At 73.4% G+C, this 26,214-nt stretch carries 24 protein-coding genes and 1 pseudogene; 10 read left to right on the top strand and 15 right to left on the bottom strand.

Annotation, left to right across the window (positions count from 1 at the left end):
- Positions 1 to 5: 5 nt before the first annotated feature.
- Complete coding sequence (locus Ae717Ps2_RS20220) at positions 6 to 857, bottom strand: hypothetical protein (RefSeq protein ID WP_083695190.1); 852 nt, start codon at positions 855 to 857, stop codon at positions 6 to 8.
- A gap of 141 nt (positions 858 to 998) precedes the next feature.
- Between Ae717Ps2_RS20220 and Ae717Ps2_RS20215 the strand changes: the two genes are divergently transcribed.
- Positions 999 to 1,694 (top strand): TetR/AcrR family transcriptional regulator, encoded by a 696-nt coding sequence (locus tag Ae717Ps2_RS20215; RefSeq protein ID WP_158071522.1) that lies wholly within the window; start codon positions 999 to 1,001, stop codon positions 1,692 to 1,694.
- Positions 1,695 to 1,719: 25 nt separating this feature from the next.
- On the opposite strand, the gene Ae717Ps2_RS20210 is transcribed toward Ae717Ps2_RS20215, so the two are convergent.
- The 8 genes from Ae717Ps2_RS20210 to Ae717Ps2_RS20175 are packed head-to-tail and all read right to left on the bottom strand — an operon-like array spanning position 1,720 to position 10,615.
- On the bottom strand, positions 1,720 to 2,652 hold the full coding sequence (locus Ae717Ps2_RS20210; protein WP_075333767.1) for a GDP-L-fucose synthase: 933 nt from the start codon (positions 2,650 to 2,652) through the stop codon (positions 1,720 to 1,722).
- On the bottom strand, positions 2,639 to 3,664 hold the full coding sequence (gmd, locus tag Ae717Ps2_RS20205) for a GDP-mannose 4,6-dehydratase (RefSeq protein ID WP_075310796.1): 1,026 nt from the start codon (positions 3,662 to 3,664) through the stop codon (positions 2,639 to 2,641). Before gmd ends, Ae717Ps2_RS20210 begins: the two co-directional genes overlap by 14 nt.
- 17 nt (positions 3,665 to 3,681) lie before the next feature.
- Complete coding sequence (locus tag Ae717Ps2_RS20200) at positions 3,682 to 4,449, bottom strand: class I SAM-dependent methyltransferase (protein WP_020627165.1); 768 nt, start codon at positions 4,447 to 4,449, stop codon at positions 3,682 to 3,684.
- On the bottom strand, positions 4,446 to 5,855 hold the full coding sequence (locus Ae717Ps2_RS20195; RefSeq protein ID WP_075310798.1) for a polysaccharide biosynthesis tyrosine autokinase: 1,410 nt from the start codon (positions 5,853 to 5,855) through the stop codon (positions 4,446 to 4,448). Before Ae717Ps2_RS20195 ends, Ae717Ps2_RS20200 begins: the two co-directional genes overlap by 4 nt.
- Positions 5,852 to 7,120, bottom strand: coding sequence for an O-antigen ligase (locus Ae717Ps2_RS20190; RefSeq protein WP_075310800.1), 1,269 nt, complete (start codon positions 7,118 to 7,120; stop codon positions 5,852 to 5,854). The genes Ae717Ps2_RS20195 and Ae717Ps2_RS20190 overlap by 4 nt, the downstream gene beginning before the upstream one ends.
- Entirely contained in the window at positions 7,117 to 8,082 is a 966-nt protein-coding gene (locus tag Ae717Ps2_RS20185) for an FkbM family methyltransferase (RefSeq protein ID WP_043281493.1), read from the bottom strand. The genes Ae717Ps2_RS20190 and Ae717Ps2_RS20185 overlap by 4 nt, the downstream gene beginning before the upstream one ends.
- Positions 8,079 to 9,353, bottom strand: a complete 1,275-nt coding sequence (locus tag Ae717Ps2_RS20180) for a hypothetical protein (protein WP_139318955.1) — start codon at positions 9,351 to 9,353, stop codon at positions 8,079 to 8,081. The genes Ae717Ps2_RS20185 and Ae717Ps2_RS20180 overlap by 4 nt, the downstream gene beginning before the upstream one ends.
- Complete coding sequence (locus Ae717Ps2_RS20175; protein WP_043281494.1) at positions 9,350 to 10,615, bottom strand: glycosyltransferase family 4 protein; 1,266 nt, start codon at positions 10,613 to 10,615, stop codon at positions 9,350 to 9,352. Before Ae717Ps2_RS20175 ends, Ae717Ps2_RS20180 begins: the two co-directional genes overlap by 4 nt.
- 279 nt (positions 10,616 to 10,894) lie before the next feature.
- On the opposite strand from Ae717Ps2_RS20175, the gene Ae717Ps2_RS36255 reads away from it, so the two are divergent.
- Genes Ae717Ps2_RS36255 through Ae717Ps2_RS20155 form a run of 4 tightly spaced genes read left to right on the top strand, consistent with a single transcriptional unit; the run spans position 10,895 to position 15,271 of the window.
- Positions 10,895 to 11,581: a hypothetical protein gene (locus Ae717Ps2_RS36255; RefSeq protein WP_075310802.1), complete on the top strand. Its 687-nt coding sequence runs from the start codon at positions 10,895 to 10,897 to the stop codon at positions 11,579 to 11,581.
- Positions 11,578 to 13,548, top strand: coding sequence for a glycosyltransferase (locus Ae717Ps2_RS20165; protein ID WP_075333766.1), 1,971 nt, complete (start codon positions 11,578 to 11,580; stop codon positions 13,546 to 13,548). The genes Ae717Ps2_RS36255 and Ae717Ps2_RS20165 overlap by 4 nt, the downstream gene beginning before the upstream one ends.
- The gene (locus tag Ae717Ps2_RS20160) at positions 13,545 to 14,327 is read left to right on the top strand and encodes an FkbM family methyltransferase (RefSeq protein WP_020627172.1); all 783 of its coding nucleotides are present in this window, start codon (positions 13,545 to 13,547) and stop codon (positions 14,325 to 14,327) included. The genes Ae717Ps2_RS20165 and Ae717Ps2_RS20160 overlap by 4 nt, the downstream gene beginning before the upstream one ends.
- On the top strand, positions 14,324 to 15,271 hold the full coding sequence (locus Ae717Ps2_RS20155) for a GNAT family N-acetyltransferase (RefSeq protein WP_075333765.1): 948 nt from the start codon (positions 14,324 to 14,326) through the stop codon (positions 15,269 to 15,271). Before Ae717Ps2_RS20160 ends, Ae717Ps2_RS20155 begins: the two co-directional genes overlap by 4 nt.
- A gap of 28 nt (positions 15,272 to 15,299) precedes the next feature.
- Here Ae717Ps2_RS20155 and Ae717Ps2_RS20150 read toward each other — a convergent pair whose 3' ends face one another.
- The 3 genes and pseudogenes from Ae717Ps2_RS20150 to Ae717Ps2_RS40475 form a co-directional block, all read right to left on the bottom strand.
- Positions 15,300 to 16,064 carry a class I SAM-dependent methyltransferase gene (locus tag Ae717Ps2_RS20150; RefSeq protein WP_139318956.1) on the bottom strand — a complete coding sequence of 255 codons (765 nt, stop codon included), beginning with the start codon at positions 16,062 to 16,064 and terminating at the stop codon, positions 15,300 to 15,302.
- On the bottom strand, positions 16,061 to 16,873 hold the full coding sequence (locus tag Ae717Ps2_RS20145; RefSeq protein ID WP_075333764.1) for an exopolysaccharide biosynthesis polyprenyl glycosylphosphotransferase: 813 nt from the start codon (positions 16,871 to 16,873) through the stop codon (positions 16,061 to 16,063). Before Ae717Ps2_RS20145 ends, Ae717Ps2_RS20150 begins: the two co-directional genes overlap by 4 nt.
- 52 nt (positions 16,874 to 16,925) lie before the next feature.
- A pseudogene (locus Ae717Ps2_RS40475) lies at positions 16,926 to 17,213 on the bottom strand (sugar transferase); the annotation flags it as partial.
- 665 nt (positions 17,214 to 17,878) lie between these two features.
- Between Ae717Ps2_RS40475 and Ae717Ps2_RS35345 the strand changes: the two are divergent.
- Positions 17,879 to 18,274, top strand: a complete 396-nt coding sequence (locus Ae717Ps2_RS35345; protein ID WP_139318957.1) for a hypothetical protein — start codon at positions 17,879 to 17,881, stop codon at positions 18,272 to 18,274.
- An 85-nt stretch (positions 18,275 to 18,359) separates the two neighbouring features.
- Positions 18,360 to 20,036 (top strand): cholesterol oxidase substrate-binding domain-containing protein, encoded by a 1,677-nt coding sequence (locus tag Ae717Ps2_RS20135; RefSeq protein ID WP_083702447.1) that lies wholly within the window; start codon positions 18,360 to 18,362, stop codon positions 20,034 to 20,036.
- Between the two features lie 94 nt (positions 20,037 to 20,130).
- On the opposite strand, the gene Ae717Ps2_RS20130 is transcribed toward Ae717Ps2_RS20135, so the two are convergent.
- A complete protein-coding gene (locus Ae717Ps2_RS20130) occupies positions 20,131 to 20,775 on the bottom strand; it encodes a TetR/AcrR family transcriptional regulator (RefSeq protein WP_075333762.1) in 645 nt (214 codons plus the stop codon).
- A gap of 95 nt (positions 20,776 to 20,870) precedes the next feature.
- Positions 20,871 to 21,437, bottom strand: coding sequence for a DsbA family protein (locus tag Ae717Ps2_RS20125; RefSeq protein ID WP_020627179.1), 567 nt, complete (start codon positions 21,435 to 21,437; stop codon positions 20,871 to 20,873).
- On the opposite strand from Ae717Ps2_RS20125, the gene nhaA reads away from it, so the two are divergent.
- Positions 21,438 to 22,778, top strand: a complete 1,341-nt coding sequence (gene nhaA, locus Ae717Ps2_RS20120; RefSeq protein ID WP_075310814.1) for a Na+/H+ antiporter NhaA — start codon at positions 21,438 to 21,440, stop codon at positions 22,776 to 22,778.
- Positions 22,779 to 22,810: 32 nt separating this feature from the next.
- On the opposite strand, the gene Ae717Ps2_RS20115 is transcribed toward nhaA, so the two are convergent.
- Entirely contained in the window at positions 22,811 to 24,070 is a 1,260-nt protein-coding gene (locus tag Ae717Ps2_RS20115) for an acyl-CoA dehydrogenase family protein (protein ID WP_212567596.1), read from the bottom strand.
- 237 nt (positions 24,071 to 24,307) lie between these two features.
- Here Ae717Ps2_RS20115 and Ae717Ps2_RS20110 point away from each other — a divergent pair, with 237 nt between their 5' ends.
- Both Ae717Ps2_RS20110 and Ae717Ps2_RS20105 read left to right on the top strand, forming a co-directional pair.
- The gene (locus Ae717Ps2_RS20110; RefSeq protein WP_020627182.1) at positions 24,308 to 24,676 is read left to right on the top strand and encodes a DUF4870 domain-containing protein; all 369 of its coding nucleotides are present in this window, start codon (positions 24,308 to 24,310) and stop codon (positions 24,674 to 24,676) included.
- Positions 24,677 to 24,833: 157 nt separating this feature from the next.
- Positions 24,834 to 25,610, top strand: a complete 777-nt coding sequence (locus Ae717Ps2_RS20105; protein WP_075310816.1) for a hypothetical protein — start codon at positions 24,834 to 24,836, stop codon at positions 25,608 to 25,610.
- Positions 25,611 to 26,214: the final 604 nt, after the last annotated feature.

The following is a 26,214-nucleotide window of genomic DNA, read 5'->3' as shown; positions in this document are numbered from 1 at the left end:
TCTCCTCAGCCGTGGTGGCGGTAGTCGACGATCGCCCGGTCGGTGCACGCTCCGCAGTCGGCGCCGACGAACTGTGCGGCGGCGGCCGTGTCTCCGCGCAGCTGGTAGTCCAGCCAGGCGGTCAGCAGACCGCGGAACCGGCCTCCGTCGGGGAGCGGCTCGAAGTGGCCGACCCCGGCGAACTCGGCGTAGGCCGCCTCGACCTGGGGGGTGTTCTCGTAGAACGGCTCCACGATCAGCTCCGGCTGCACCGTCGTGTCCCGCTCGCCCGCCAGGTACAGGATCGGGCCCCGGATGCGCTGCGGCACCGCCAGCGGCCCCGGCTGCACGGCGACGGTGGTCGTGATCAGCGGGTCGGCCGCGGCGACCATCGCACCGGCGCCCCCTTGCGAGTGCCCGGTGGCGGCGATCGCCGAGGTGTCGACCCGCTGGTAGTAGGGGCTGCCGGGGTCGGCGTCGGCCCGCACGAGCGTGCGCGCGCCCGCGAGCATCTCCTGCCCGCTGTTGGCCAGCGGGGTGTTGGCGGCGGTGACGAGGTAGCCGTGCGAGGCGAGGTGGATCAGCAGGCCCCGGTAGACGGCGGGGATGCCGCCGGTGCCGTTGCCCCAGGTCACGACCGGGTGCCGGGTGCCGGGTGGACCGAGGTCGGCGGGCCGGAACACGGTGTGGGTCGCCCCGATCTCCTCGGTGACCTCCTCCGGACCCGGCGCGCTCCAACGGTCGATCGGAGCGGTCGTGGTCGTGGTCGCGGTGTGTGCGATCCGACCGGTCGCGGCGGTCGCGGGCTGTGCGGCCGCGACCGGGCCGAGCAGGGCGCCGACGCACAGCACCGCGGTGAGCAGGGGAGTGACACGCACGCTTGTTCCTCCGTCGGGTGATGCCGGGCGCGACCGTGATAAGCAAAGATAGCCAACGTTACTTATACGGTCGAGTGTGGCCTGCCGTACATGGACCACCCAGTAGGGTGGCGAGGTCGAGCGGAAGAGGTGACGGTCGCGGTGGCAGAGTCGGTGTCGGACGCGGTGGGCGCGGAGCGCACACCGACGACGATTGCGGAGGGTGTGTTCTTCACGACCCCACCCGCCCTGCCCCGAGGTCGACACCGGCTCAGCCGCGAGGAGGTCTACACCAAGCGCCGGGAGCGGATGATGATCGCCGCGACCGAGCTGCTGGCCGGCGACGGCTACCGCAACATCGGCGTCCGCGAGATCTGCGCCCGTGCCGGGGTGTCCCTGACGGCCTTCTACGAGGTCTTCTCGGACAAGGACGAGTGCATGTTCGCGGCCTTCGACCGGTTCGTGAACGTGATCGTCGGCGGCTTCGCCGAGGTCCACTACCGCTCCGACGACTGGACCTCGATCATCCGGCACTTCACGCTCGTCTACCTGGACCTGCTGGGCCGCGACATCGTCGTGGCCCGTGCCTTCCTCGTGGAGCTCGAACCGCTGGGCCGGGAGGCCCGGCACCGGAACCGGCTCGCGATGCAGGGCATCGCGGCGCTGCTGGAGGTGCGCCGCCGGGAGTGGGCGGGCGGTGTCGAGGACGATCTGGAGTCCGAGGTGTTCCTCGTGGTCGTCTACGCGTTGCGTCAGCTCGCGGTCGACATCCTCGACGCCCCGAACCCGTCCTTCGACGGCTGCGCCAACCGCTGGACACCCTGGCTCGCCCGTCTGCTGCCCCCGCCGACCGGGTGAGGCCGCGGTCGGTCGGACGCGCACCTCAGCACGCATGCTCGAGGAACCAGGCGTAGGTGTCGGCGAGCCCGTCGCGCAGCTCGACCGTCGGCTGCCAGCCGAGTCCCCGGATCCGGGTGGTCTCCAGCAGCTTGCGGGGCGTCCCGTCCGGACGCCGTCGGTCGGGCACGATCAGCCCCCGGAAGCCGACCACGCCCGCGATCATCGCGGCCAGGTCGCTGATCGCCACGTCGAACCCGCTCCCGACATTGATCGGTTCGGGATCGTCGTAGTGGTCGAGCAGGTGGATCACCGCGCTCCCCAGGTCGTCGGCGTGCAGCAGCTCGCGGCGCGGCGTGCCCGAACCCCACAGCTCGACGGTGCCCGCACCGTGGCGCTCGGCGTCGTGCAGCCGCCGGATCAGCCCGGGGACCACGTGTGAGTCGTGCGGGTCGAAGTTGTCCCCCGGCCCGTAGAGGTTCGTCGGCATCGCCGAGATCCACGGCAGCCCCAGCTGGTTGCGGACCGCCCTGACCTGCATCAACCCGGCGATCTTGGCGACGGCGTAGGCCTCGTTGGTGGGCTCGACCGAGCCCTGCAGCAGGCTGGACTCCCGGATCGGCTGCCCGGCGAACTTCGGGTAGGCGCACGACGAGCCGAGGAACAGCAGCCGTCGGACCCCGGCCCTGGCCGCCGCGTCCATCACGTTGACCTGGATCTGCAGGTTCTCGGAGATGAAGTCCGCGGGCCGGGAGCTGTTCGCCAGGATGCCGCCGACCTTCGCCGCGGCCAGCACCAGCGCCGTGGGACGCAGGTCGAGCAGATGCTCGAACACCGCCGCCCGGTCGCGCAGGTCGAGCTCGTCGCTGGTGGCACCCACGACGTCGGTGAACCCGGCCGCCTGCGCGGCCCGGACGACCGCGGAGCCGGCCAGACCGCGTCGCCCGGCCACGTACAGGCGTGCGTCACGAGGCAGCATCGAGACCCTCCACGACCAGGCGGGTCGCACGCGGAGCGGGCTGCTCGGCGTCGACCATGATGCGGGCGAGTTCCGGGGCGGTGACCCGGGGCGTCCACCCGAGCTCGTCGTGGGCCTTGCCCGGATCCCCGACGAGCGCGTCGACCTCGGAGGGGCGGAGGTAGGACCGGTCGAACCGGACGTGCTGGCGCCAGTCCAGGTTCACGTGGTCGAAGCAGAACCGGGCGAAGTCGCGGACGGTGTAGGCGGTGCCGGTGGCGAGGACGTAGTCGCCGGGCTGGTCGGCCTGGAGCATCCGCCACATGCCCTCGACGTACTCGGGTGCGTAGCCCCAGTCCCGGACGGCGTCGAGGTTGCCGAGGTGGAGGTGTTCCTGCAGGCCCGCGGAGATGCGGGCGGCGGCGCGGGCGATCTTGCGGGTCACGAAGGTCGGCCCGCGTCGGGGGGACTCGTGGTTGAACAGGATGCCGTTGACGGCGTAGATGCCGTGCGCCTCGCGGTAGTTGCGGGTGATCCAGTAGCTGTAGACCTTGGCCGCACCGTAGGGGGAGCGGGGGTGGAAGGGCGTGTACTCGTTCTGCGGCGGCGGACTGGCACCGAACATCTCCGAGCTGCTGGCCTGGTAGAAGCGGCAGTCGAGCCCGACCATGCGGATGGCCTCGAGCAGGCGGGTGGTGCCCATGCCGGTGGTGTTGCCGGTGAACTCGGGTTCGTCGAAGGAGACGCGCACGTGGGACTGGGCGGCGAGGTGGTAGATCTCGCGGGGGTGGATCTTCTCGATCAGCGTGACGAGCCGGGAGGCGTCGGTCAGGTCGCCGTAGTGCAGGAACAGCCGGGCATCGGGCTCGTGCGGGTCCTGGTAGAGGTGGTCGATGCGGCTGGTGTTGAAGGTGGAGGCGCGGCGGATGAGGCCGTGCACCTCGTAGCCCTTGGCGAGGAGCAGCTCTGCCAGGTACGAGCCGTCCTGGCCGGTGATGCCGGTGATCAGCGCGCGGGGCGGGGTGTGGGACATCGGGACTCCTGAAGGGGTCAGGCGGTCCGCTGGATGAAGACCATCCACATGGACCGCAGGGGCGGAGGGGTGATCGCCGCGACGGCGCGGAACGCCGACCAGGCCAGCACCGACCGGCCGACGTAGGCCGGTTCGCTGTCGTGGGTGTAGGAGCAGTGGCGGAAGGACGTCTCGGGGAACCAGCGGCGCAGGTCGGCCGCGGTGTTCATCCGGTACGCCGTCGGGAAGGTGTCGCGTTCCTGTTTGCCCGGCTGCACCCGGGCCAGGACCCTGCGGTGCAGCCGGTCGGGGACCAGCCGGGCCGGCAGGGCGATCGACCCCCAGCGGTTGGGGGTGCGGGCACAGATCCAGCCCCCGACCCGCAGCACCCGGGTGAGCTCGGCGGCGGTCCGGGCCGGGTACCGGACGTGCTCGAGGACGAAGTCGGCCACCACCGCGTCGACCGAGGCGTCCGGCAGCGGCAGGAACCCGTCGGGCCCGATCACGTGGGCGCGGTCCAGCGTCGGGTTGGTGGTGACGACCGGGTCGACGTCGGCGCCGACCAGCGCCCCGACCCTGCCGCGCAGTCGTCGCAGCTCCCGGCGGTGCTCGACGGGGTCCTCGACGAAGCAGCCACGGCCCGCACCGAGGTCCAGGACCACGTCGTCCGGCCCGACGAGGGCCCGGACCCGCTGGTAGAACTCCACCGCCCCGTCGAGCCGGGAGAACCCGCCGGCACCGAGCTCGGGCAGCGTGCGGTGTCGGTGGCGTTCCAGCCGTCCGGTCGCCTCCTGCGGGGCCCTCATCGGGACCTCCCGGGCAGGGCACGACGGGCGCGGTGCCGGTAGCGGCCGGTGTCCCCGGGACGGTCCGGGTCCGGCTCCAGCACGTCCGGGTCCCGTGTCGGGGCGGCGGTCGGTTCCGTGTCCCGGTCGGAGGCGTGCCCTCCGGTGTCGACCGACCCCATCGGCGTCACGTGCACGGCGCCCAGCTCGTCGACCGCCGCGGTCAGCTCGTCGGCGCCGGTGGAGTCGGTGCGGCACACCAGCAGGACACCGTCGGCGAGGCGGGCCAGCTCGACCGCCTCGGAGGACTCCCGGACCGCGGGGCCGTCGACGAGCACCACGTCGTAGCGCTCACGCAGCAGCGCCAGCACCCCGGCCATGGCCGGGCCCTGAAGATCGGCCCCGAGCCCGGCACCGGGGCCGCCGGCCACCAGTACGTCGACCCCGGCCGCGTCCCACCGCAGCATCGCGTCCCCGAGCGTCGCCCGGCCCGCGAGGACCTCGGCCAGACCCCGGTCGGGGGGCAGACCGAGGAGCCCGGCGATCCCGGGGTTCCGCAGGTCCGCCTCGACCACGGCCACCCGCTCGGTGCCGGCGAACGCCGCGGCCAGGGCCAGCGCGGTGGTCGTGCGGCCCTCTCCGCGCACGGCGCTCGCCACGGCCAGCACCGCCCGGTTGCCGCCACGGGCGGTCACCGCGGTGCGCAGGCGGCGGGCACCGTCGGTGACCTCGGGGGAGCCGAGCCGGCTCCCGTCGCGTGCCCGCCGGGGGTGCACCGGCAGCCTGCCGAGCAACGGTGCCCCGCTGAGGGCGGGCAACCGGTGGCCGACCCTGCGGTCGGTCGTGTGCCGGACCAGGGCCACCCCCGCCGCGACGATCAGCCCCGCGACGGCGGCGACCGGCGCCGTCGTCGCGAGCCCCGGTGACGAGGGCCGGACGGCCGGGCGCGCCGGGTCGACGGTCTCCAGCTGCACGCCGGAGCGGGCGGACCGTTCCAGCTCCCCGACGACGGCGACCAACCGGCCGGCGACGGCGTTCGCCGTCTCCGCGTCCTGTACCGGATCCGGGCCGGACACGGTCAGCGACAGCACGGTCGACTCCGGCGCCGCGGTGACGGAGATCCGGCCCGCCAGGTCCTCGGCCGGTTCGGCCCGGCCCTGCTGCTCGACCACCGGCACGAGCACCCGGTGGGAGGTCGCGAGCGCGCGGTAGGAGGCGATGCGGTCCTGGGAGAGCAGCGTGCCCTGGTAGGCCGACGTCGGATCGTCGCCGGAGGCGCGGGCGGTGACGTAGATGCTGGTCGTCGCGTCGTAGGTGGGCGGGACGAACAGGGCCGCCAGCGCCGCCAGCAGGACGCCGAGGAGCGCTCCGGCGAGCAGCAGACGGCGGTGGGCGGACAGGACGTGCAGCAGGGTCGCGGAGGTCATACGAGGGCCTTCCCGGAGGGGACGGGCGTCGCGGAGGACGCGTGGAGCCCCGCCAGGAGGGCGGGGGCGGTGTAGAGGTAGAGGTCGGCGAGCTGGTTCTCGACCAGGCCTCCGACGAGCCAGGCCGCGACGCTCACCCCGAGGGCGAGGGACAGACCCTCGTACCGGCCGCGCAGGGCGTGGGCGTCGGCGAGCATCCCGGCGGCGGACAGGACGAAACCGACCAGCAGCAGCACCCCTCCGGCGGCGACGAGCTGCACCCAGATGGAGTGGCCCTGGGGCAGGACGGCCAGCCCGACCCCGGTGACCGGGCTGTGCCGGGCGTCGTCGACGGCCTGCTGCAGGATCGAGGCCCGGATCGTGTCGCTGGCCTGCGCCGAGGCCGAACCGGTGATGCGCAGCTGCGACGCCACCGTGGGCAGCCGGTCGCCCGCGACGAGCACGGTGACGAGTCCGGCCGCGACGACCAGGAGCCCCGGTCCGAGCAGACGCACGCGTGCCCACCGGTCGGTGACCAGGACCCCCAGCGCCCCCAGGACCGCCAGCACGGTCCCGCCGCGGGACTGCGCGACGACCAGACCGCCGACGAGGGCGGCGATGCACAGCAGCGCGGCGCCGCGGTGCCGACCGTGCAGTGTCCGGTGCACCGCCAGGGGCAGGGCGAGGGCCGAGGCGATGGCCAGGTGGTTGGGCTGGACCGAGAGCCCGGTCTGCCTGCCCCCGACGTCGACGGCGTCGATCAGGTTCGCCGAGATCGAGGTCAGCCCGGTGGCGTCGCCGACCGCGACCAGCGCGTTCACCGCGGCCCCGAGCAGCCAGGCCGCGCACAGGCGCCCGATCAGCTGCGGTCGCCCCGGTGCCGCCACGCAGACGGCCAGGGGCAGCGCGAACGCGGCGACCAGCCACTGCAGGCCCGCGACCAGGCCCAGCACCGGCGCGGCACCGATCTCGTCGGCGGAGGGCACGTGGTCGGGGAGATAGCGTCCGGCCAGGTAGGCCCCGGTGGGGTGGAACAGGACCGAGGTGACCGTCGCGAGCGCGATCGCGGCGCTCAACGGCCACACCCAGGCCGGTACCACCAGTGGCCGGCATCGCAGGCACGCGTCGACGGCCAGCGCCAGGCAGGCCGCGGCCAGCAGGAGCGGGGCCGGCTTGAACGGGCTCCAGCCCAGGGCGTTCCACGGTGCGCTGAGCACCGCGGCGGCCAGCAGCAGCTCTCCGATGCGTGCGGCGGCGGTACCCGCCCGCGGGTCCGGGCCGGTCATCGGAGGTCCCCCAGGTGTACCGGGACCGCACCGCGCTCGGCGGGGACGAGCAGCACGTCGTAGTGCTCGTCGACCGGCGGGCGCGGGCCGGCGGGCTGCAGCTGCGTCCCGAGCCGCAGCACGAGGTACCCGCCGCCCACGAGCTGTTCGAGCACCCGGTCCAGCCGCGGTGTGTCGGGCATCCGTTCCACCAGCAGGATCGGCCGGTCGCGCAGGATGATGTCCAGGGCCGACTCCAGGATCCCGGCCTCCGCCCCCTCCACGTCGAGCTTGACCAGGTCACGGCCGGTGATGAGATGCCGGGCGGACAGGGTCGGGACGGTGAGCGAGCGCCGTGCGGCGCGGTCGGCGGTCCCTTCGGTGTGCCCGCGCAGGTAGGACCCGGTCGGTGCCGCGGAGAACGACTCCTGGTCGGGCAGCGCCAGGTACAGCGACGAGGGAGCACCCTGTCCCACCGCGGCCGCGGTCAGCACCGCACCGTGGCCGAGCCCGTTGAGCTCGAGGTTGCGACGGGTGGCGCGGGCGGCCTCGGGGTTGGCCTCGACCGCGAGATAGCCCCCCACCGGGGCCGCCGCGGCGCCGACCGTGGTGTACCAGCCGATGTTGGAGCCGATCTCGAGGACCGCGGTCGCCCGGCTGCACAGCAGCCGCCACCAGGCGGCCTCCCCGGGCTCGTAGCCCTGCTCCCCGAACCAGTACAGCGTCCGTTCGAGCCGTGCCCCCACGACGTGCAGGCGGATGCCGCCGCTGCCGGGGACCGTGACGACGGTCTGGTGCAGCGGCCGGTGGAACAGCAGCCGCGCCACCGGCGCCCAACGGGGGTCGGTCCTGCCGTCGTCGGTGATCCAGTGTCGGTGCGCCCAGTCGACGGTGCGGCCGGGCACCGCACGGAGCAGCCGGGCGAGCAGCCGGCGGGCACGGACCCTGGACCGGCCGACGAAGGAGAGCCTCGGGCCGGTCATCGGGCACCGCCCGGTGTCCTGCGCAGCTCCCGGCGGACGACCGCGGCGGTCCCGAGCAGGACGACCGCGGCGACGACGGCCAGCGCCCACGCGGCCCCCGCGGCGCCGCCGAGCACACCGCCGAGCGCGGTCCCGGCCACCACGACGGTGCTGCGGCACAGGTGCAGCGCGAGCGAGACCCGACCGCGCCGCGTGCCGTTCAGCAGGGCCATCGCGGGCATGCACCACGCGAGCAGTCCGGTCTGCAGAGCCACCGGCAGCGCGAGCGGCGCGTAGCCGGACCACCGCGGGAACAGCAGCTGCATCAACGGGCCGGCCAGCGCCGCGACCACGGCGACGCCGACGACGACCGGGGCCACCTGGCGGACCACCTGTCGGTGGACCGTGCGCAGGGACGTACCGCCGGGGCCCTGTGCGGCCGTGGCCACCGTCGGGGTCGCCAGGACCAGCATGGCCCCGAGCACGACGGTGGCGGGCTGGGAGACGAGCAGCTGCACGGCACGCAGCCCGCCCGCGTCGGCGGGACCGAGGACCAGCCCCACCGTCGCGAGCACCAGGAACAGCTCGACCTGGGCGACGACCGCCACGGCGGTGAACCAGCCGGCGATGTCCCCACTGGCCCGCATCCAGGGGCCCGGGGGCGACGGCAGGCCGTCGACCCCGGCCAGGCAGAGCAGCGCCAGCACCCCGGCCAGCGCGCCCGCACCCCAGGAGAGCGCCAGCAGCGGGAGGCCGACCGGTCCGGCCGAGACCTGTCCGAGCGCCCAGTGCCCCAGCACCAGGGTGGCACCCTGGACCACGGCCCACACCGAGTCGAGTGTCAGCGCGGCGCCGGGTCGTCCCCCGGCCAGGAAGGTGGAGCGGCCGACGTCCTGGACGAGGCTGAACACCACACCGGGCAGCAGCCACACCAGCGTGCCGTCGATCACCGCGGCCAGCACGAGCAGGGCCGCCACCGCGGGAAGGGTGCCCCACCACGCCAGCCCCAGGGCGGAGCGGGCCAGTGGCGCCCTGCGGTGCGGTTCGACGGCGGGCAGGTGGACGAGCAGGGAGGAGCCGATGAGCCCGCGGGCACAGGCGAGCACGACGGTCACCCCGGCGAACCCGACGGCGAAGGTGCCGAAGGCGTCGGGGGCGAGGAACAGCGATGCCAGGTAGACGGTGGCGACGTTGGTCCCGGCGTTGACGAGCTGGGAGCTGATGCCCAGGACGGTGGGGAGATGGTGCCCGAGTCCGACGGGCCGGGCCGTGCGCAGGGTCTCGGGCATCATGCGACCCCGCTCCGGCACAGGCGGTCGAGCCAGCCGAGGTATCCCGCGTGGGCCTGCGCGGCCGAGCAGCGTTCGCGGGCGTGGTCCCGGCCGCGGTGGCCCAGCTCGGTGGTGTCCTGGCCGATCAGCCGTTCGATCGCGCTGAGCAGCGCGCCGGGGTCACCCGGCCCGACGACGACGCCGGCCTCCGCGGTACGCAGATCGGCCGCGGCGGGGCTGCGCGCGTCGGTGGCGGCCACGATCGGCCGGCCGGCGGCGAAGTAGGAGGTCAGCTTGCTGGGTGCGCAGGTCTCGCGCAGACCGGGGCGCTCGTGGAGCAGCAGCACGTCGGCGGCGGCGAGCACGTCGGGGAAGTCGTCCTCGGGGACCGGCGGCAGCAGCCGGATCCGTGAGCATCCCTCGGCGGCCCGGGCGATGCGGGCCCGCTGGTTGCCGTCGCCGACCAGGACGAACTCGACCGGCACGTCCCAGCCCTCGGCGAGCCGGGCCGCCTCGACGACCCCGTCGAGCCCTTGCTTGGCCCCCATGTTCCCGGCGTGCATCACGACGTGCCGGTCGGGCCGCAGCCCCAGCCGGGAGCGGACGGTGTCGCGGTCGCGGACCGGGCCCGCGACGTGGGTCCAGTTGTGCACCACGTCGACGTCCGCACCGGGGATCCCCTGGGCGACGAGCCGGTCGCGCAGCACCTCGTGCACCGTGAGGATCCCGTCGGCGCGACGCAGCAGCGCGGTCTCGGTGCGGGTGACCAGGTCGGCCAGCACGTGTCGGGCCCGCGGGCCGACGCTGCTCAGGGGGCCGCGCGCCCCGCCGAGCTCGTGGGCACCCGCGCCGTAGAGGTCCTGGACGACGACCCCGAGCGCCGTCGTCCGTCCGGCCCGGCGGCCGCGGCGGCGCTGCACCTGCGCGGCGGCCACGCCGAGCAGGGCGGGGCTCACCGCGACCACGACGTCGGGCGGATCGGGAACGACCCTCGCCGCGGCCGTGGCGAACACGGCTTCCATCGCGATGCGGCCCATCGGGCCGCCGTCGCGGGGGACGGGGTGGGGCACCCGGGTGATCCGCACCGGCCCGTCCCACTCCTGACGGCGGACCCGGCAGCCGTCCTCGCTTCGCCACCGGGGGTAGTGTGGAAACCCAGTAACGACAGTTATCTGGTGTCCGGCTTCTGCGAAGGCGTGCGCCATACCTGTCGTGTACGGAGCGATTCCGGTCGGCTCCGGAGAGTAGTTGAGGCCCACTATCAGGATGTCAAGGCGCTTCATATGGGCCTCCTGCTTACGGGTCGTTCGGGTGGGGTGGGGGCGTTTGCCCTGCGAGGAGGACTGATCCCTTGATGTCCTTGTCGACGGTAACTGTCGCTACGTTAACAGTGAAGTGGCGGTCGACACAGTTGCTCCGCGATGTTTACGTTTCCTTTCCGGGTGTCTCCGGAAGGGTCCGGGTTGTCGCTCATGCTTGCTGATGTGGTCGAGAACGGGCATTATCTTTATAAGCAGTAACGACTGTTACTGATAGTCTCGTTGCTCGAACAGGGAGTCACGATGCCGTTCGGAGTCCGGTCCCGGCGCCTGCGTACCGCGTGCGCGCTGCTCGCGGCCGCCCTGCCGTGGGCGGTGCGTCGTCCGATCCTGGTGCACGTACTGGGCCACAGCATCCATCCCACGGCCAGGGTCGGCTTCTCCCTGGTGGACGTCGGTCACCTGGAACTCGGGCCCGGGGCCGAGATCGGTCATCTGAACGTCGTCCGGGGGCTGGACCGGGTCACCCTCGGAAGGTCGGCGGTCCTGGCCCACCTGAACTGGGTCAACGCCGTCCGGCGGGACCGCGGTTTCCTCCAGGGGGTCGACCGGTCACCGGAGCTGGTCCTCGGCCCGTGCGCCCGCATCATGGTGCTGCACCTGCTGGACTGCACGGCCCGGATCGAGCTCCGGGAGCGGGCGACGGTCGCCGGCTACCAGTCGCTGCTGATGACCCACTCGTTCGACCCGGCGACCCACAGCCAGACCGCGCAGCCGATCGTGGTGGGGGAGCGCACCGTCCTCGCGGCACGGGTCACGGTGTTGCCGGGGGCGGAGGTCGCGGGGCACAGTCTCGTCGCGGCCGGTGCGGTCGTGGTCCGCCCGCTGCACGGGAGCCACCACCTCTACGGCGGTGTCCCCGCGAGGGCGCTGGGCACCCTCGCCCCGGACACGGGGTTCCTCGTGGCCGACGAGGAGATCGCCCGATGAGCGGGGTGTCCGAGTCGGAGCTCTCCGAGATCTACGGTCGGCTGCAGGAGCACGTGGCGTCCGGGGGGTCGCCACTGGGGCATCTGCTGCACAACCCCGGGGACGTCCTGCGGGCCGTGCGCGCGATCGCGGCGTTGCCCGTGCTGGAAGCCCGCTTCTCCGCGGGCCCGGACGGCCGGGCACTGCGTGCGGTCTTCCGCGAGGGACGTGTCCGGTTCGGGCGTTGGGAGCATCGTTCGGTCGTCGTCCTGCCCGACCGGGTCGAGGACGTCGGGTCCGGACGGCCCAACCGCACCCTGCGCCGCCAGGTACGCCACGCGACCGCCGCCGGACTGCGGTGCGAGACCGTCGACGATCCCGACGAGCGACGCCGGCTGGTGGCCCTGGCCGACGAGTGGGAGCGCTCCCAGCCCGGGGCCTACCGCAATCCCGACGCGGACAACGGGGACCTCGTGCGCTTCGACCTGTGGCTGGCGGTCTACTCCGCGGAGGGCCTGCCGTTGCTGCTGTCCGTCGCTCCGGTGGACGGTGGGTGGGGGTGCGTGCGCTACTTCCGCACCCTGGCCCCGGGCCCGGACCGGTCGGGTGCCCGCTACCTCGCCGTCCACCGTCTGCAGTGCGAGCTGGTGGCACGTGGTGTCCGCTACCTGGTCGACAACCGGTCGCCGGTCGGGCTCCCGAACGGGCTGCGTCACTTCCAGCGGATGGTGGGGTTCCGCCTCCACCGGGTCCGGGTGCGTCCCGAGCCGGCAGTCGGGTCCGCAGGGACCACTCCGGGGCCGAGGGGGCCGTTGCGGGTGCTGCACGTGCTGGGTCGCATCGGCGCCGAGCAGGGCGGGTCGGCGGCCGCGGCGGTGGCGGTGGCCCGCACCACCCGGGCCGTCGGCGACCGGGCGACCCTGCTGACCACGGTCGGCTCGCCCGACGAGCTGCCCGGCGCCGAGGAGCTGGGCGACGTGGACCTGGTGGCGTGCCGGCGATCGTGGCCCGGCTGCTGGGCGCTGTCCTGGTCGTTGGTGGGGTGGCTGCGCCGGCACGCGCACCGTTACGACCTGCTCGAGGTGCACGAGGTGTTCTCGATCCCCGCGCTCGCCTGCTGGTGGGCCGCTCGCCGGTCCGGTGTGCCCCTGGTGATCCGGCCGCACGGCTCGTTGGAGCCCTACGACATGGCCCACAACCACCCGTGGCTCAAGCGGATGCTGCGTCCCGCGCTGCGCCGGCTGCTGGAGGACTGCGCGGCGGTCTGGCTGACCGCGCAGCGCGAGTCGGCCAATCTGGCGGGCCTGGGCGCCGCGCCCTGCACCGTGGTGACCGCACTGCCGGTGGACGCCCCGTCGAGCCCCGGAGACGGAGCCGGGTTCCGGGCCTCGCTAGGGCTGACCGCACAGGCACGGATCGTGCTCTTCCTCGGCCGGCTCGACCGCAAGAAGGGACTGATCCGGCTGGTCGAGGCCGTGGACAGGGACCGGGCCGAGGACCCGCACGCGGTGCTGGTCGTGGCCGGATCCGGGGACCCGGCGTTCGCCACGGAGCTGCGGTCGCGGGTCGCCGGCCTGGACCACCCGTCGGCGGTGCACCTGGTCGGGTACCTCGGGGGGCAGCGCAAACGTGACGCCCTGGCCGCGGCGGACCTGTTCGTCCTGCACTCCGACAACGAGAACTTCGGCATCGCCCCGGTGGAGGCGGTGCAGGCCGGGCTGCCCGTGCTCGTCTCCGACGAGGTCTACGTCGGCGACGACCTCGCCGCCGCCGGGGTCGCCGTGGTGGTGCCGGCCGGTGACAGCGCGGCGCTGTCCTGCGAGATCGCCGCGTTGCTGGCCGATCCCGCCCGGCGGGCCGCGCTGGCCGCGGCCGCCGGCCCCGCCGCTGCCCGCTACCTGCCCGACCGTGTCGCCCGGCGCGACGCCCGGGTCCGCCGTGCCGTCCTCGCCGGAACCGTCGACGCCCTCGGGGAGCACCCGGAATGACCCTGCACGTGACCACACCCCCGCGCACGCCGGGAACCCGACGCACCCGCCTCCACACGACGCTGGACAGGACCCGCCTGCGGGTGCGCAAGCTCGTCCGGGTGGCCCGGCGTCCCCGGCTGCGCGCCGCGTTGCGCCAGGGTGTGCTGGCCGCCACCGACCACCAGGACTCCGGTCTCGGCGGCCCGTTCGCGACCGTCGTCGACGTCGGGGCCTCGCGGGGACAGTTCGCCTCCTGGATCCGCGACCGCCACCCCGACGCCCGGATCGTGTGCTTCGAGCCCCTCGCCGAGGCGGCGGGGCGGATCCGCGCAGTGGTGGACGGCCCCGTGGAGGTGCACGTCGCCGCCGTGGGAGCCCGGCCCGGCCGGTGCACGCTGCACGTCTCGGCCGCCGACGACTCCTCCTCGTTGCTGCCGATCGGCCGGCAGGCCCACGAGTTCCACGGCACCGCGGAGGCCGGGGTGCGCGAGGTACCGGTCACCACCCTCGACGAGCACCTCGACGCCGACATCGCGCAGCCCGCCCTGCTGAAGATCGACGTGCAGGGCTACGAGCTGGAGGTGCTGCGCGGCGCCACCCGGGTGCTCGACTCGGTGCAGGAGATCCTCTGCGAGTGCTCGTTCGTCGAGCTCTACGTGGGTCAGCCGCTCGCGGGCGACGTCGTCGCCCATCTGGCGGGCCGGGGGTTCCGGCTGGTCCATGTCGCGGGCATCAGCACCGGGGTGGACGGCGAGCAGCTCCAGGCCGACCTGACCTTCCGCCGGGTAGCGGGGTGACCACGCGTCTGCGGCCGTGCACCGATCCCGCCCGGTGGGATGCCGCACGGGCCGCCTCGGGGCGCGCCCCGATCCCCTTCCACGACCTGACCTGGCTCCGGTCGGCCGCGGCGATGACGGCGACCATGCTGCACCCGATGGTCGTCGAGCGGTCCGGCGAGCCCATCGGCATCCTGCCCCTGCTGTGCCGGCGGATCGGCCCGCTGGGCCTGGTCAGCTGGTCCCCGACGCCCTACGTCGGACCGGTGCTCGCGGCCGCGGACCTCGCGGAGGGTCTGGAGCTCGCCACCCGCTGGTCGTTCCGGCACGGGGTCGGGGTGCAGCGCTACGGGTTCTCCCCGGTGGAGAGCCCGTCTGAGGAGGTGCTCCGTGCGTGCGGGTACACCGTGTCCCACGAGCGCACCTACCTGCTGGACCTCGGTGTCGGGGTCGACGCGCTCTGGGCGGGGACGAGTACGCAGTGCCGCAAGAAGGTCCGCAGGGCGCGGGCACGGGGCATCGAGGTACACCCGGTCCGCGACACCGGCTCGCTGGGACGTGCCGTGCGGGCGGCGTTCGCCTCCCGCGGTCGTCGCGACGGGCTGCGTGGCGTCTTCCCACCCCGCTACGACGACCTGACGGCGGGTCCGGCGGCGGTGCACCTGGCCGAGGCCCGCGACGTCGACGGCCGGGTGCACGCCGTGCTGGCCACCGTCTGCCTCGACGGGTACGCGGTGACCTGGGCGGGCGGGGTCCTGCCCGAGCACCGCGACTCACCGGCCGGGGTGCTCCTGTACTGGGACGCGATCGCCTGGGCGTGCGGGCGGGGCGCGCACACGCTGGACCTGCTGGGCGTGCCGGACGAGGGCATCGACCGCTTCAAACGGCAGTTCGGCGGCACGTCGCACCCGGTCACCGTGGCGGAGCGGGCCCTGCCCGGGCTGCGGATGCTGCGTTCGGGATGACCCCGGATCTCAGGAAGTACCCCGGAGCTCAGGACGACCCGGTGTCGTCCGGGTGGGGCCCGGGCGGTCGGCGCAGCCGGTGCACCGACCACCAGCGCGCGGTGGCCGTGCGCTCCCAGCGCGGGTCGTCGTCGAGCACGGCGCGGTGCACCGGGTTGACGTAGCCGACGGTCACCGGGCCGCTCGCCTGCTCGGCCACACGGTCCAGCACGCGTCGCAGCACGGCGGGGCCGAAGGGGTTGAACAGGAACACCAGCAGCGGTCCCGCCGGGACCGTCGTCGTCGCGGCGTCGCCGGTGTGGACCACCACCGCGGTGGATCCGCCCGCGGCCAGGTTGGCACGCGCGGTGCGGGCCAGCTCCGCATCGAGCTCCACCCCGACGACCCGGGCGAAGCCGTGCGCTCGGGCGAGCGCCAGGGCCCGCCCCCGTCCGCATCCCAGGTCCAGGAAGGTGGTGACCGACGGTGTCGTCGCACAGGCCGCCACCACGGCGCGGAAGCGCCGCAGCCCCACCGGCTGGTAGGCGTAGGCGGCGTGCGGGTCGGGGGTGTCGCCCGGGGAGTCCGGCCGGAGCATTCCGGCGGTCCGGATGCCGTAGCGACGGTCGACCGCGGTCTCCGCGGCGCGGCGCAGGCACCGGTGTCCGAGTGCCACGGTCTTGGCCACGACGAACCCGGCGACCGCACGCGGTGCGCCGCTCTCCCCGAGCCCGCTCCGCGACCGGTGCAGGTCGTCCGCCAGCCGTCGTCGCTCGGCGCGCAGCACGTCCGCGAGCCGGTGGGTGCGGCTCACCACGCCCCGTCCCCTCGCAGCACCGCGCGCACGGTGCGCACCAGGATGATCAGGTCCAGCCACAGCGACCAGGTCTCCACGTAGCGCAGATCGAGTGTCAGCGACTCCTCCCAGCTCAGGGTGCTGCGGCCGCTGACCTGCCAGAGCCCGGTCATCCCTGGCCGCACGAGCAGCCGGCGTCGGGCACGGTCGCAGTAGGTCGCCACCTCGCCCGGCAGCGGCGGACGCGGGCCGACCAGGCTCATCGATCCGCCGACGACGTTGAACAGCTGCGGCAGCTCGTCGAGCGAGTACCGACGCAGGACCGCCCCGACCCGGGTCACCCGTGGGTCGCGCCGCATCTTGAACAGCGGGCCCGCCCCCTCGTCCACCGCGTGCAGCCCGGCGCGCAGCTGCGGGGCGTCGGGCACCATCGTCCGGAACTTCAGCATCTCGAAGGGCCTGCCCCGAACGCCGATCCGCTCCTGGCGGAAGAAGACCGGGCCGCCGTCGCCGCAGCGCACGGCCAGCGCGACGACCAGCAGCAACGGGGCGGTGAGGAGCAGGATCGCCAGCGCGGCCGCCCGGTCGAACGTGTGCTTGAGCGTCCGCGCGGCCCCGTCGAGTCGCAGCCGGGGCAGGCGCAGCAGCGGGAGGCCGTCGAGGTCGGTCAGGGACGCCCGCCGGGCGGTCACGTCGACGAGCCCGGCATCGACGACCAGCTCGACGGGGGTGTCCTCCAGCGACCAGGCCAGGCGGCGGAGCTCGGCGGGGCCGGCACCGGCCGAACGGCACACGACGACGACGTGGTGTCCGTGGCGCAGCGACACTCGCCGCGTCGTCCTGGTCGCCGAGTACGGGGACGTCCTCGACCGCGGCAGGTCCCGTACGGGTGGCGGCGGGCGTACAGACCCCGGTCACCTCCCATCCGGAACCGCGGTCGGTGCGGGCCCGTCGGACGAGGTCGGCGACGGCATCGGCCGGGCCGACCGCGAGAACCGGGGTGAGGCCGACTCCCCGGCGTCGGCGCCGTCGGAGGAACCGGTCGCGCACCAGCCGGACGGCCCCCAGCAGGACCCCCGTCACCGGGACGACGACCAGGGCCCAGGTGCGCGCGGGGTCCGCGGTCGGTGCGATCCCGCTCGCGGCGAGTCCGCCGGCCGCCAGCACGCCGCCGGCGACCAGCACCGCCTGCCCGAGCCGCCGGAACTCCTCGGCCCTCCTGCCGACGACCTCCGGCGACCAGGAGCGGACCAGCGCCAGCGCGCCGACGAGCGCCACCGCGGTGGTGACGGCGCCGGCGAGCCGGTCGGCCGGCTGGGCCCCGCCGATCCCCGACGCCACCGCCCCGGTCACCGTCAGCAGGATCGTCGCCAGGTCCGCGGCCGCGGTGCGCGACGCCCTGGAGGCCCGCCGGATCGGGCGGTGCGGACGGGAGACGGGCGTGACCGGGGGCGTGGGACCGGGGGGCCGACGGAGAAGGGTCTCTCGGGGCCGGGGGACCGGTGGAGCGGTCTGGTCGGGCGCCGCGGCCACGACGAGCGGGTGCTGGGAACTCACGTGGGCTCCTCGGATCGGGCGGGGGCGCGTGTCAGCGGAACGCCCACAGTAACAAGCGCTATTGATATACGAAACCGGAGATGCGGCGAGGTGGGAATCACCTGTCGAATGGTGACCGGCTGCCTACTGAGCGTCGCCGAGCTCGACCGTCGTACTAAAAGGCCTGGATGCGGGGGGTTCGAGGTCGCCGGAGCATGTGAGGTCCGTGACAGTAGGAGATATCGGTAGCGTCGGTTACTGTGAAGTCTCCACGGAAGTCCACGAGAGGAAAAGCCATGAATGCGAACTGGTTCAAGAGGACTGCGGCACTGATGGGCGGCGTGGTGGTCGCCGGTCTGCTGTTCACCGGCACGGCGATGGCGGACGAGCCGGTGGGCGACGGCGTGTGGAGCCCCTCGCACGACGCCTCGCTGCAGCGTGCGCCCCTGTGCCAGGGGCCGTTCGCGACACTGGACTGGCTGGACAAGAACTTCGCCGACCACGGTCGCGACGGCCAGGCCCAGCTCGCGGCGAACCTCGCCGCCCTGCAGAGCGGCGACCCCGGGAAGATCCTCGGCCAGGCGGAGACCTCGCTGCTCCAGTACCCGATCTACGCCGTCAACGACACGTTGTTCCACGTCCCGGCGACGGTGGGCGACGTGGCCGCGCTGTGCGCGTCGACCCGCCAGTGAGCTGACCCGATCGATCGTCATTCGGCCCCGTCCGCCTCGGGCGGGGCCGGGTGGTCGGCCGGCCGCGACATCGAGGAGAGCGAACATGCGAGAACTGACACGCCGGGCGGTCCTGCGTGGTGCGGCACTGGCCGGAACGGCGGTCCTCGTCGGTGTCCGGACGCCCGCCCAGATGGGTACGTCCCTGCCCGACTTCCCCGCCGGCGTCCCGGTGCACCGGGAGGTCTTCGAGAACTGGGACGGGGTGATCACGACCGATCCGTTGTGGACCTGCGTTCCGCGTACGCCGGCCGACGTGGTCGCGGTGCTCGACTGGGCGCACCGATCCGGGTACCGGGTGCGGCCGCGCGGCTACCGCCACAACTGGTCCCCGCTGGCCGTCTCACGGGGGCAGAACGAGGGGGCGAAGATCCTCGTCGCCGACCTCACCCAGGGGCTGACCGGTATGACGATGACCGCCCCGGGCGAGGTGCGGGTCCAGGCCGGTGCCCGGATGGACCGGTTGCTCTCGTTCCTGCACCGCAACGGTGCGTCGATCACGAACGCCCCCGCTCCGGGCGACGTGACGGTCGCCGGCGTGCTGGCCGTCGGGGGACACGGGTCCTCGGTGCCCGCGGCCGGTGAGCGACGGGTGCGCGGGCAGAGCTTCGGTTCCGTGTCCAACCTCGTGACCGCGGTGACCGCCGTGGTCTGGGACGCGGCGCGGGGCGGCTTCGCCGAGCGGACCTTCGACCGGTCGGACCCCGGGTGTGCCGCGTTGCTCACCGGGCTGGGGCGCATCGTGCTCACCGAGGTCCGGCTGCGGGTACAGCCCGCCTACGACCTGCGCTGCCGGAACCACACCGACATCCCGGCCACCGAGTTCTTCGCGGCCCCGGGGCGCACCACCGCCCGGTCGATGTCGTCGATGCTCGACCGGTCCGGGCGGGTCGGCGCCATCTGGTACACCTTCTCCGACCACCCGTGGATCCAGGAGTGGACGGTCACCCCGCGGCGGCCGCTGCTGTCGCGGCCCACGCTCGGGCCGTACAACTACCCCTTCGCCGACAACGTCCCCGCAGTCGTCGAGCAGCCGCTGTCGGCGATCGTGTCCGGTCACCCGGAGGTGGCGCCGCTGTTCGGCAAGACCGTGTACGGCGCCACCGTCGCCGGACTGACCGCCGTCGGCGCCCGCGACATGTGGGGGCCGGCGAAGGACTTCATCCACTTCGTGAAGCCGACGACGCTGCGGGTCAGCGCCGGCAGCCACGCCGTCGTCGTCGCGCGGGCCGACGCACAGCGGGTCGTGCACGAGTTCAGCTCGTTCATCACCGGGGCCCTGGCCCGGTACGCCGCGCAGGGGCGCTATCCGCTCAACTCCTGCGTGGAGATCCGGGTGACCGGTGTCGACGACCCGGCCGACTGCGAGGTCCCGGGGGCGGTGGTCCCGGCGTTGTCGGCATCGCAGCCGGTGCCCGGCCACCCCGACCGCGACACCGTCGTCTGGCTCGACGCCCTCGGCCTGCCCGGTACTCCGCACGAGTACGAGTTCTTCGCCGAGATGGAGGCGTTCGTGCGGTCGGCGTTCCGCGGGTACGCCACCGTGCGGCCGGAGTGGGCCAAGCGGTGGGCGACGACCGCGAGCGGCCCGTGGACCGACTCCCAGGTGATCGGTTCGATGCCGCAGGTCTTCCCGGGGTGGGCCGCCGCGCGCGACGCCTTCGCGGCGTTCGACCCGCACCGGGTCGTCACCGCGGACCTGCACGACACGCTCGGAATCTGAGCGGGACCGTTCCACCACCCGGCGGCGGGACGCCGTGCACGTCCGCGTCCCGCGGGTCACACGGTGTCGGTGCGGCCGGAAGGGGGCCGGTGCGTCACATCCCGAGCAGTGCGGCGGTGGCGTAGCGCTGGTAGGCGTCGATGACCTCGTCGCGAGATGCCTCGTCACGGTGTCGGAGCCACCAACGGCCCAGCTGCTCGCCGCCGCCGGAGATCATCTGGGCGGCCACCATGGCGTCGGTCGTGCTGAACTCCGGGAGGCGTGTCCGGATGAGCACCACCAGGGTCTGCACGGTCTCCTCGCGCAGGGACTCCAGCTGGTCGGCCGACTCACGGGACAGACCCATGGCCGGGTAGAGCATCGCCCAGCGATGCGGGGCCTGCTCGATGAGGGTGAAGAACGCCTCGCCCGCGACCCGGAACACGGTCGCCAGGTCGGCCGACTCCGCCGCGCGCATGAGTCCGAGCAGTCCCTCCTGGAACTCCTGCCGGATGCGGCGTACGCAGGCGATGTAGGCGCCGGTCCGCGAGCCGAAGTGGTCGTAGAAGACCGGTCGGCTCACCTCGGCCGCCCGGCAGATGTCCTCGACCGACACACCGTCCAGTCCGTGCTCGACGAACAACGCCTCCGCGCAGTCCAGGAGCTGTTGCGCGCGTACCGCCCGAGGGACCCGGCCGTGACGGAAGCCCTGGACGTCCTGGGGATGAGCCTCGCCCGGCCGATCGTCTCCAGCTGCCATTCGTCAAGGTTACATCGTGTAGGTCAAGCGTCTGTCGTGCGCAGGTGATCCGGCCCGGCGCGCCGGCTGGCCGGTGACGCCGACCGCTCCGTCCGCTACGAGGTGAGCGCGGGGTCCAGTGCGGCGGAGAGCTCCGCGACGCCGACCTGGCCGCGGTAGCGCTCCCCGTTCACGAACAGTGTCGGCGTGCCGCGGACCCCGGAACGCACGGCCGCGTTGAACCCGGCCTCCACCCGGTCCTCCGCCAGCTGCGTCGCCGGCCAGACGACCCGGTCCGGACGCACCCCCGCGGCGACGGCGTGTTCCCGCAGGTCGTCCTGGCGCAGCCTGGGCGGGCCGGGGGCGAACAGCGTGTCGTGCATCTCCCAGAACCGGCCCTCGAAGCCGGCCATCTCCGCGGCGAGCGCCGCCGCGATGGCGTGCGGATGCACCTCGTGCAGCGGGAAGTGCCGGAACACGAACCGCAGCCGGTCCCCGAAGCGGGCGCGGACCTGCTCCAGGACCGGCGCCGCATCCCGGCAGTACGGGCACTCGAAGTCGCCGTACTCCACCAGCGTCAGCTCGGCCTCGGGTGGGCCCAGGACGTGGTCGTACGGTCCGACGGGTGGGTCCAGACTGATGGCGGCCTCCTCGTCGTGACCCGCGCAGGGCAGGATCAGCACATGGCGGTGGTGACCCTAGCCGAGCGCGGCGACCTCTCCGATGCCGCGAGGCGCTTCCTCGGGACCGAGTCCGGATCGGCGGTCCTGCTGGTCGGGGCGGCCGTCGTGGCCCTGGTGTGGGCCAACCTGGGGGCCGGGTACGAGTCGTTCTGGCACACCGGCCTGGCCGTCTCCTTCGGCGACGCCGCACTCGACCTCGACCTGAGGCACTGGGTCAACGACGGCCTGATGGTCCTGTTCTTCCTCTCGGTCGGGCTGGAGATCGCCCGCGAGACGACGCTGGGGGAGCTGCGCGGGTTCCGCGCCCTGGCCGCACCGGCCGCGGCCGCGCTGGGTGGCCTCGTCGTCCCCGCGTTGTTCTTCCTCGCGCTCAACGCCGGTGGTGAGGCAGCGGGCGCCTGGGGCATCGCGATCTCCACCGACACCGCGGTGATGCTCGGGGTATTGGCGCTGCTCGGGCCGCGCTGCCCGGACCAGCTGCGGGTGTTCCTGCTGGCGCTGGCCATCGTCGACGACATCGGCGCGGTGCTGGCGATCGCGCTGTTCTACACCGACGAGGTCGACCTGCTCGCGCTGTTCGTCGCCGTCGTGCTGCTCGCCGGGCTGCTCGCGCTGCGCTGGGTGCGGTTCTGGCGGACGCCGTTCTACGCCGTCGTCGGGATCCTGTGCTGGGTCGCGGTGCTGCGCTCGGGGGTGCACCCGAGCGTCGTCGGCGTCGCGCTCGGGCTGCTGGTCAACGCCTACGCACCCCGCCGCACGGAGATGGTCGAGGCGGTGCGGATCGGCAAGAACTTCCTGCTCGACCCGACCCCGGAGCGGGCTCGCACCGCCCGTGCGGTCGCGGTCGCCGCCGTCTCGCCGAACGAGCGGCTGCAGCAGGCGATCCAGCCGTGGAGCAGCTACGTCATCGTGCCGCTGTTCGTGCTCGCCAACGCCGGCGTGGTGCTCTCGTCGGAGACCCTGTCCGCCGCGGCGACCTCGCTGCTGACCTGGGGCATCGTGCTCGGGCTGGTGATGGGCAAGCCGATCGGTGTCGCCGTCGGGACGTGGGTCGCGCTGCGCACCGGGCTGGGACGGGTGCCGGACACGCTGCGCTGGGGGCAGCTGCTCGGCGGCTCGGCGCTGTCGGGCATCGGGTTCACCGTGGCGCTGTTCGTCACCGAGCTCGCGCTCACCGACGAGCTGCTCATCGCCGAGGCGAAGATCGGGATCCTCACCGGGTCGGTGCTGGCGGCGCTGTCGGGCTGGCTGGTGTTCCGGCTGGCCGGCGAGCGCGGTGGGCAGTGCGCGCCGAGCGGGCTGCCGATGCTGCCGCCGCGTCCGTGGCGGCCGGTGGACTGACCGGCCGCCACGGCCCGCGTGCGACGACGGGGTCAGCCGGTGACGTCGCGCCCGATCAGCTGCCGGGCCACGATCCACTGCTGGAGCTCGTTGGCGCCCTCGAAGATCTCCAGAATCTTCGCGTCCCGGTACATCTCCTCCAGGCGGACCGACTCGCCGGACTCCGACACCTGGCGGGCGAAGCCGAGTGCGCCGTGGATCTGGATCGCCTCGCGGACGAGGTCGTTGGCCAGCCGGGTGCCGTAGGCCTTGGCCATGGCGGCCTCGGGCTCGGCCGACCGGTCGCCGCGGTCGAGCAGGGTCGCGGCCTTCTGGTAGAGCGTGCGGGCGCACTCGATCTCGGTCGCGCGCTGGGCCATCGTGAACTGCCAGTGCTGCATCGCGCCGAGCGGTCCGCCGAAGACCTGCCGCGTGCGCAGCCGCTGCACGGCCAGGTCCAGTGCGGCCTGGGCGACGCCGACGCCCGCCGCGCCGATCCCGATCCGGCCCCGGACGAGCGCGGACAGGGCGACACCCAGCCCCGCACCCCACTGACCGAGCAGGTTCCCGGCGGGGACCCGGACGTCGTCGAACACGATGTCGGCGGTGATCTGGCCCCGGTGGCCCATCTTCAGGTCGGGGGCACCGATCCGGACCCCGGGGGTGGACAGGTCGACGAGGAACATGGCGGCCCGGTCGCTGCCCGCCCCGGCGCGCACGAGCACCGACACCCAGCCGGCGACGACGCTGTTGGTGATCCAGCGCTTGCGCCCGTTGAGCAGGTAGTCGCCGTCGGCGGTCGGCTCGGCGACGGTCTGCATCCGCTCCGCGGTGAGGTCCGAGCTGGTCTCCGGCTCGGTCGTGGCGAAGGAGAACGCGGCGCGGCCGCTGGTCAGCTCGGGGATCAGCCGGGCGCGCAGCTCGTCGGAGGCGTAGGTGAGCGTCTGCGGGACGAGGATGCACTGGCCGTCGTAGACGCCCGCCATCGAGCTCGAGTGGTAGGCGATCTCCTCGGTGACCGTGCAGGTGGCGAGCATCGGGTGCGCCAGCCCCGCGCCGAAGTCGGCGCCGAACGGCACCTCGAACAGGCCCTCCTCGGCGAGGCCGCGGAACGCCTCCCACGGGAAGCTGTCGGCGGACTCCTCACGGGTGCCGATGTCGCGGGCGTGCGGGGCGAGCCGCTTCTCGACGGCGGCGCGGGCCGTCGCGCGGACCGCGACGATCTCGTCGGGCAGCCAGACGTCGTGGGCCATGCGGTCCTGCGTGCGCGGCACCTGGGTCTCGGTGCCCCGTCCCTGCTCGGCGATCGTCACGGAACGTCCCTCCTCGGTCGACAGGCGCACACTAACAGTCATTGCTGACTGTTAGTGGTGTGTGTCTCGACGCGCCCCGGTCCGCGCCGCCCGCGCGGCGGGCTCGTGATCGGGGTCCCGAGCACCCGTCCGGGTGGTCGGGCACCGGTGTGTCGCCCGGTTCCGGCCGGCCGGCTCCAGGACTGGCAGGGTGGTCGGCCCACCGGTACCGAGCCGGCCGGACCCGAAAGGACCTCGATGTCGCAGCCGTACCCCGCCGAATCCAGCCGGATCGCCGCGATCCTCGCCCACCTCTCGGCGCCGATCGCCGCGATCCTGAGCGCCGGGCTGCTGAGCCTGGTCGGCCCGCTGCTGGTGTGGCTGGTCAAGAAGGACGACCCGTTCGCGCGGCGGGCCGCAGCCGGGGCGTTCAACTTCAACCTGTCGTTCTGGGTGCTGTTCATCGTCAGCTGGATCCTGATCTTCACCGTGGTGGGGATCCTCGTGGCGATCCCCCTCATGATCGCGCTGTTCGTCGTCTCCGCGTGGTGCCACATCAAGGGCGCGGTGCGGGCGTCGAACAACCGGGCCTACGACTACCCGTTCCAGCTGCGCGTGCTGTCCTGAGTCCGGGTTGCGCGGGTCAGCGGCGTCGGGCGCTGTGACGCCGCGGCACCCCGAGAAAGAGGTCGATCCACCCGTCGGAACGATCACACGTCCCGATGTCGACCTCCGGAATACTCTTCTGTGACGTCCACCGTCGACCTCGCCCCGGGCGGCACACATGAAGGCACGGAACCCCCTCGACGCCGTACGCGACCGGCTGCGGCTCCCTCCGTCGCGGCCCGGCACCGCGGAGGCCCGGCTGGTTCCGTACGCCGACGCCGTGCGCGCTCTCGGTCGCGACGGCGACATGATGGAGTATCCCGACGACGTCCGCGTCGAACGGATCGTCGGCACCGTCGGGCGGGCCGACGACTTCGACGCCGAGTTCCAGCTCCGCAACCCGCAGTTGCGTGCGCGATGGGATGCGGTCGCCGAGCTGATGGCCCGGCCCGGCCAGATGGTCCCGCGGGTCGAGCTGATGCGGCTGGGGGAGATGTACTTCGTCGTCGACGGGCACCACCGTGTCTCGGTCGCCCGTGCGCGCGGTGTCGTCGCCCTCCCGGCCCGGGTGCGGTGGGTCTGCACCGTGGCCTATGCGATGGCCTGCCTGCGCGCGATGCACCTGCCCAGCAAGGCCGCCGAGCGTGAGTTCCTCACCCGCATCCCGCTGCCCGACCCGATCCGGACCGAGCTCTGGCTCGACCGCACCGCCGACTGGATGCGGTTGGCCGACGCGGCAGAGGCATGGGCCTTCCGCGAGACCCTGCGCGGGGCGCCCCTGCCGGACCGCCGGGCACTCGCCGAGCGCTGGTGGGCGGACGAGGTGACACCTCTGGTGCACCACCTCCGCCGGGCCGGCGTCGGCGTCGGCCTGCGTGACATTCAGCTCTACGCCGCCGCGACCGCCGCCCGGGACCGCCGGGGCGGGAGCGACTGGCCGCCCGCGGTCACCTGACGGCCGGATCAGCTGGTCGCCCTCATGGGGCAGACCGAGCACCACCGAGCTGGCTACACACCTGCGACGGCGTCGACAACGCCGCTGGAAGTACAGCGAGCAGGGCTTGTCGCCCGGCGTTTATCTCACGACCACCACGTTAAAAAGGGATCCCTATCCAGTAAATTTCGGAGCGCACTATGCGTGCGACTGCAGTCCGTGGAACCTCTTGACGCATCTGCTCGGTATCGTAGGATGTCTTCATGCGGTGCGGAACCACATAATCCCGCGCGATACTCGTTTATAACACAGAAGGCATGGTGTATCACGCCACAGTCATGGGCCCGGACCGTTCGGGCGTCTATGTGATCGTTCTGCAGGCGCGGCCGCTCCGGCTGCGCTTCGCGCGCCCATGCGGGCAGAATTGCAACCCCTGACAATTCTTCATTCTGGATCGGCACATCTATGCCTGAGGCACGACGCACGGAACATGATTGTGAGCTCTTCTGGCTCCATGGGCAGGGTGAATTCTGCCCGCATTGCGATGTACTGACTCTGCAAGCAGAACCGATCCGACGTGCTGCCACTGGTGAGCGACGCGAGCTGGCGCGACCTGTCCACCTGG

The organism is Pseudonocardia sp. Ae717_Ps2 (assembly GCF_001932475.1).
Classification (GTDB): Bacteria; Actinomycetota; Actinomycetes; order Mycobacteriales; family Pseudonocardiaceae; genus Pseudonocardia.
The sequence above is the reverse complement of the archived record's forward strand: the minus strand, read 5'-3'. Positions and strand labels throughout refer to the sequence as shown.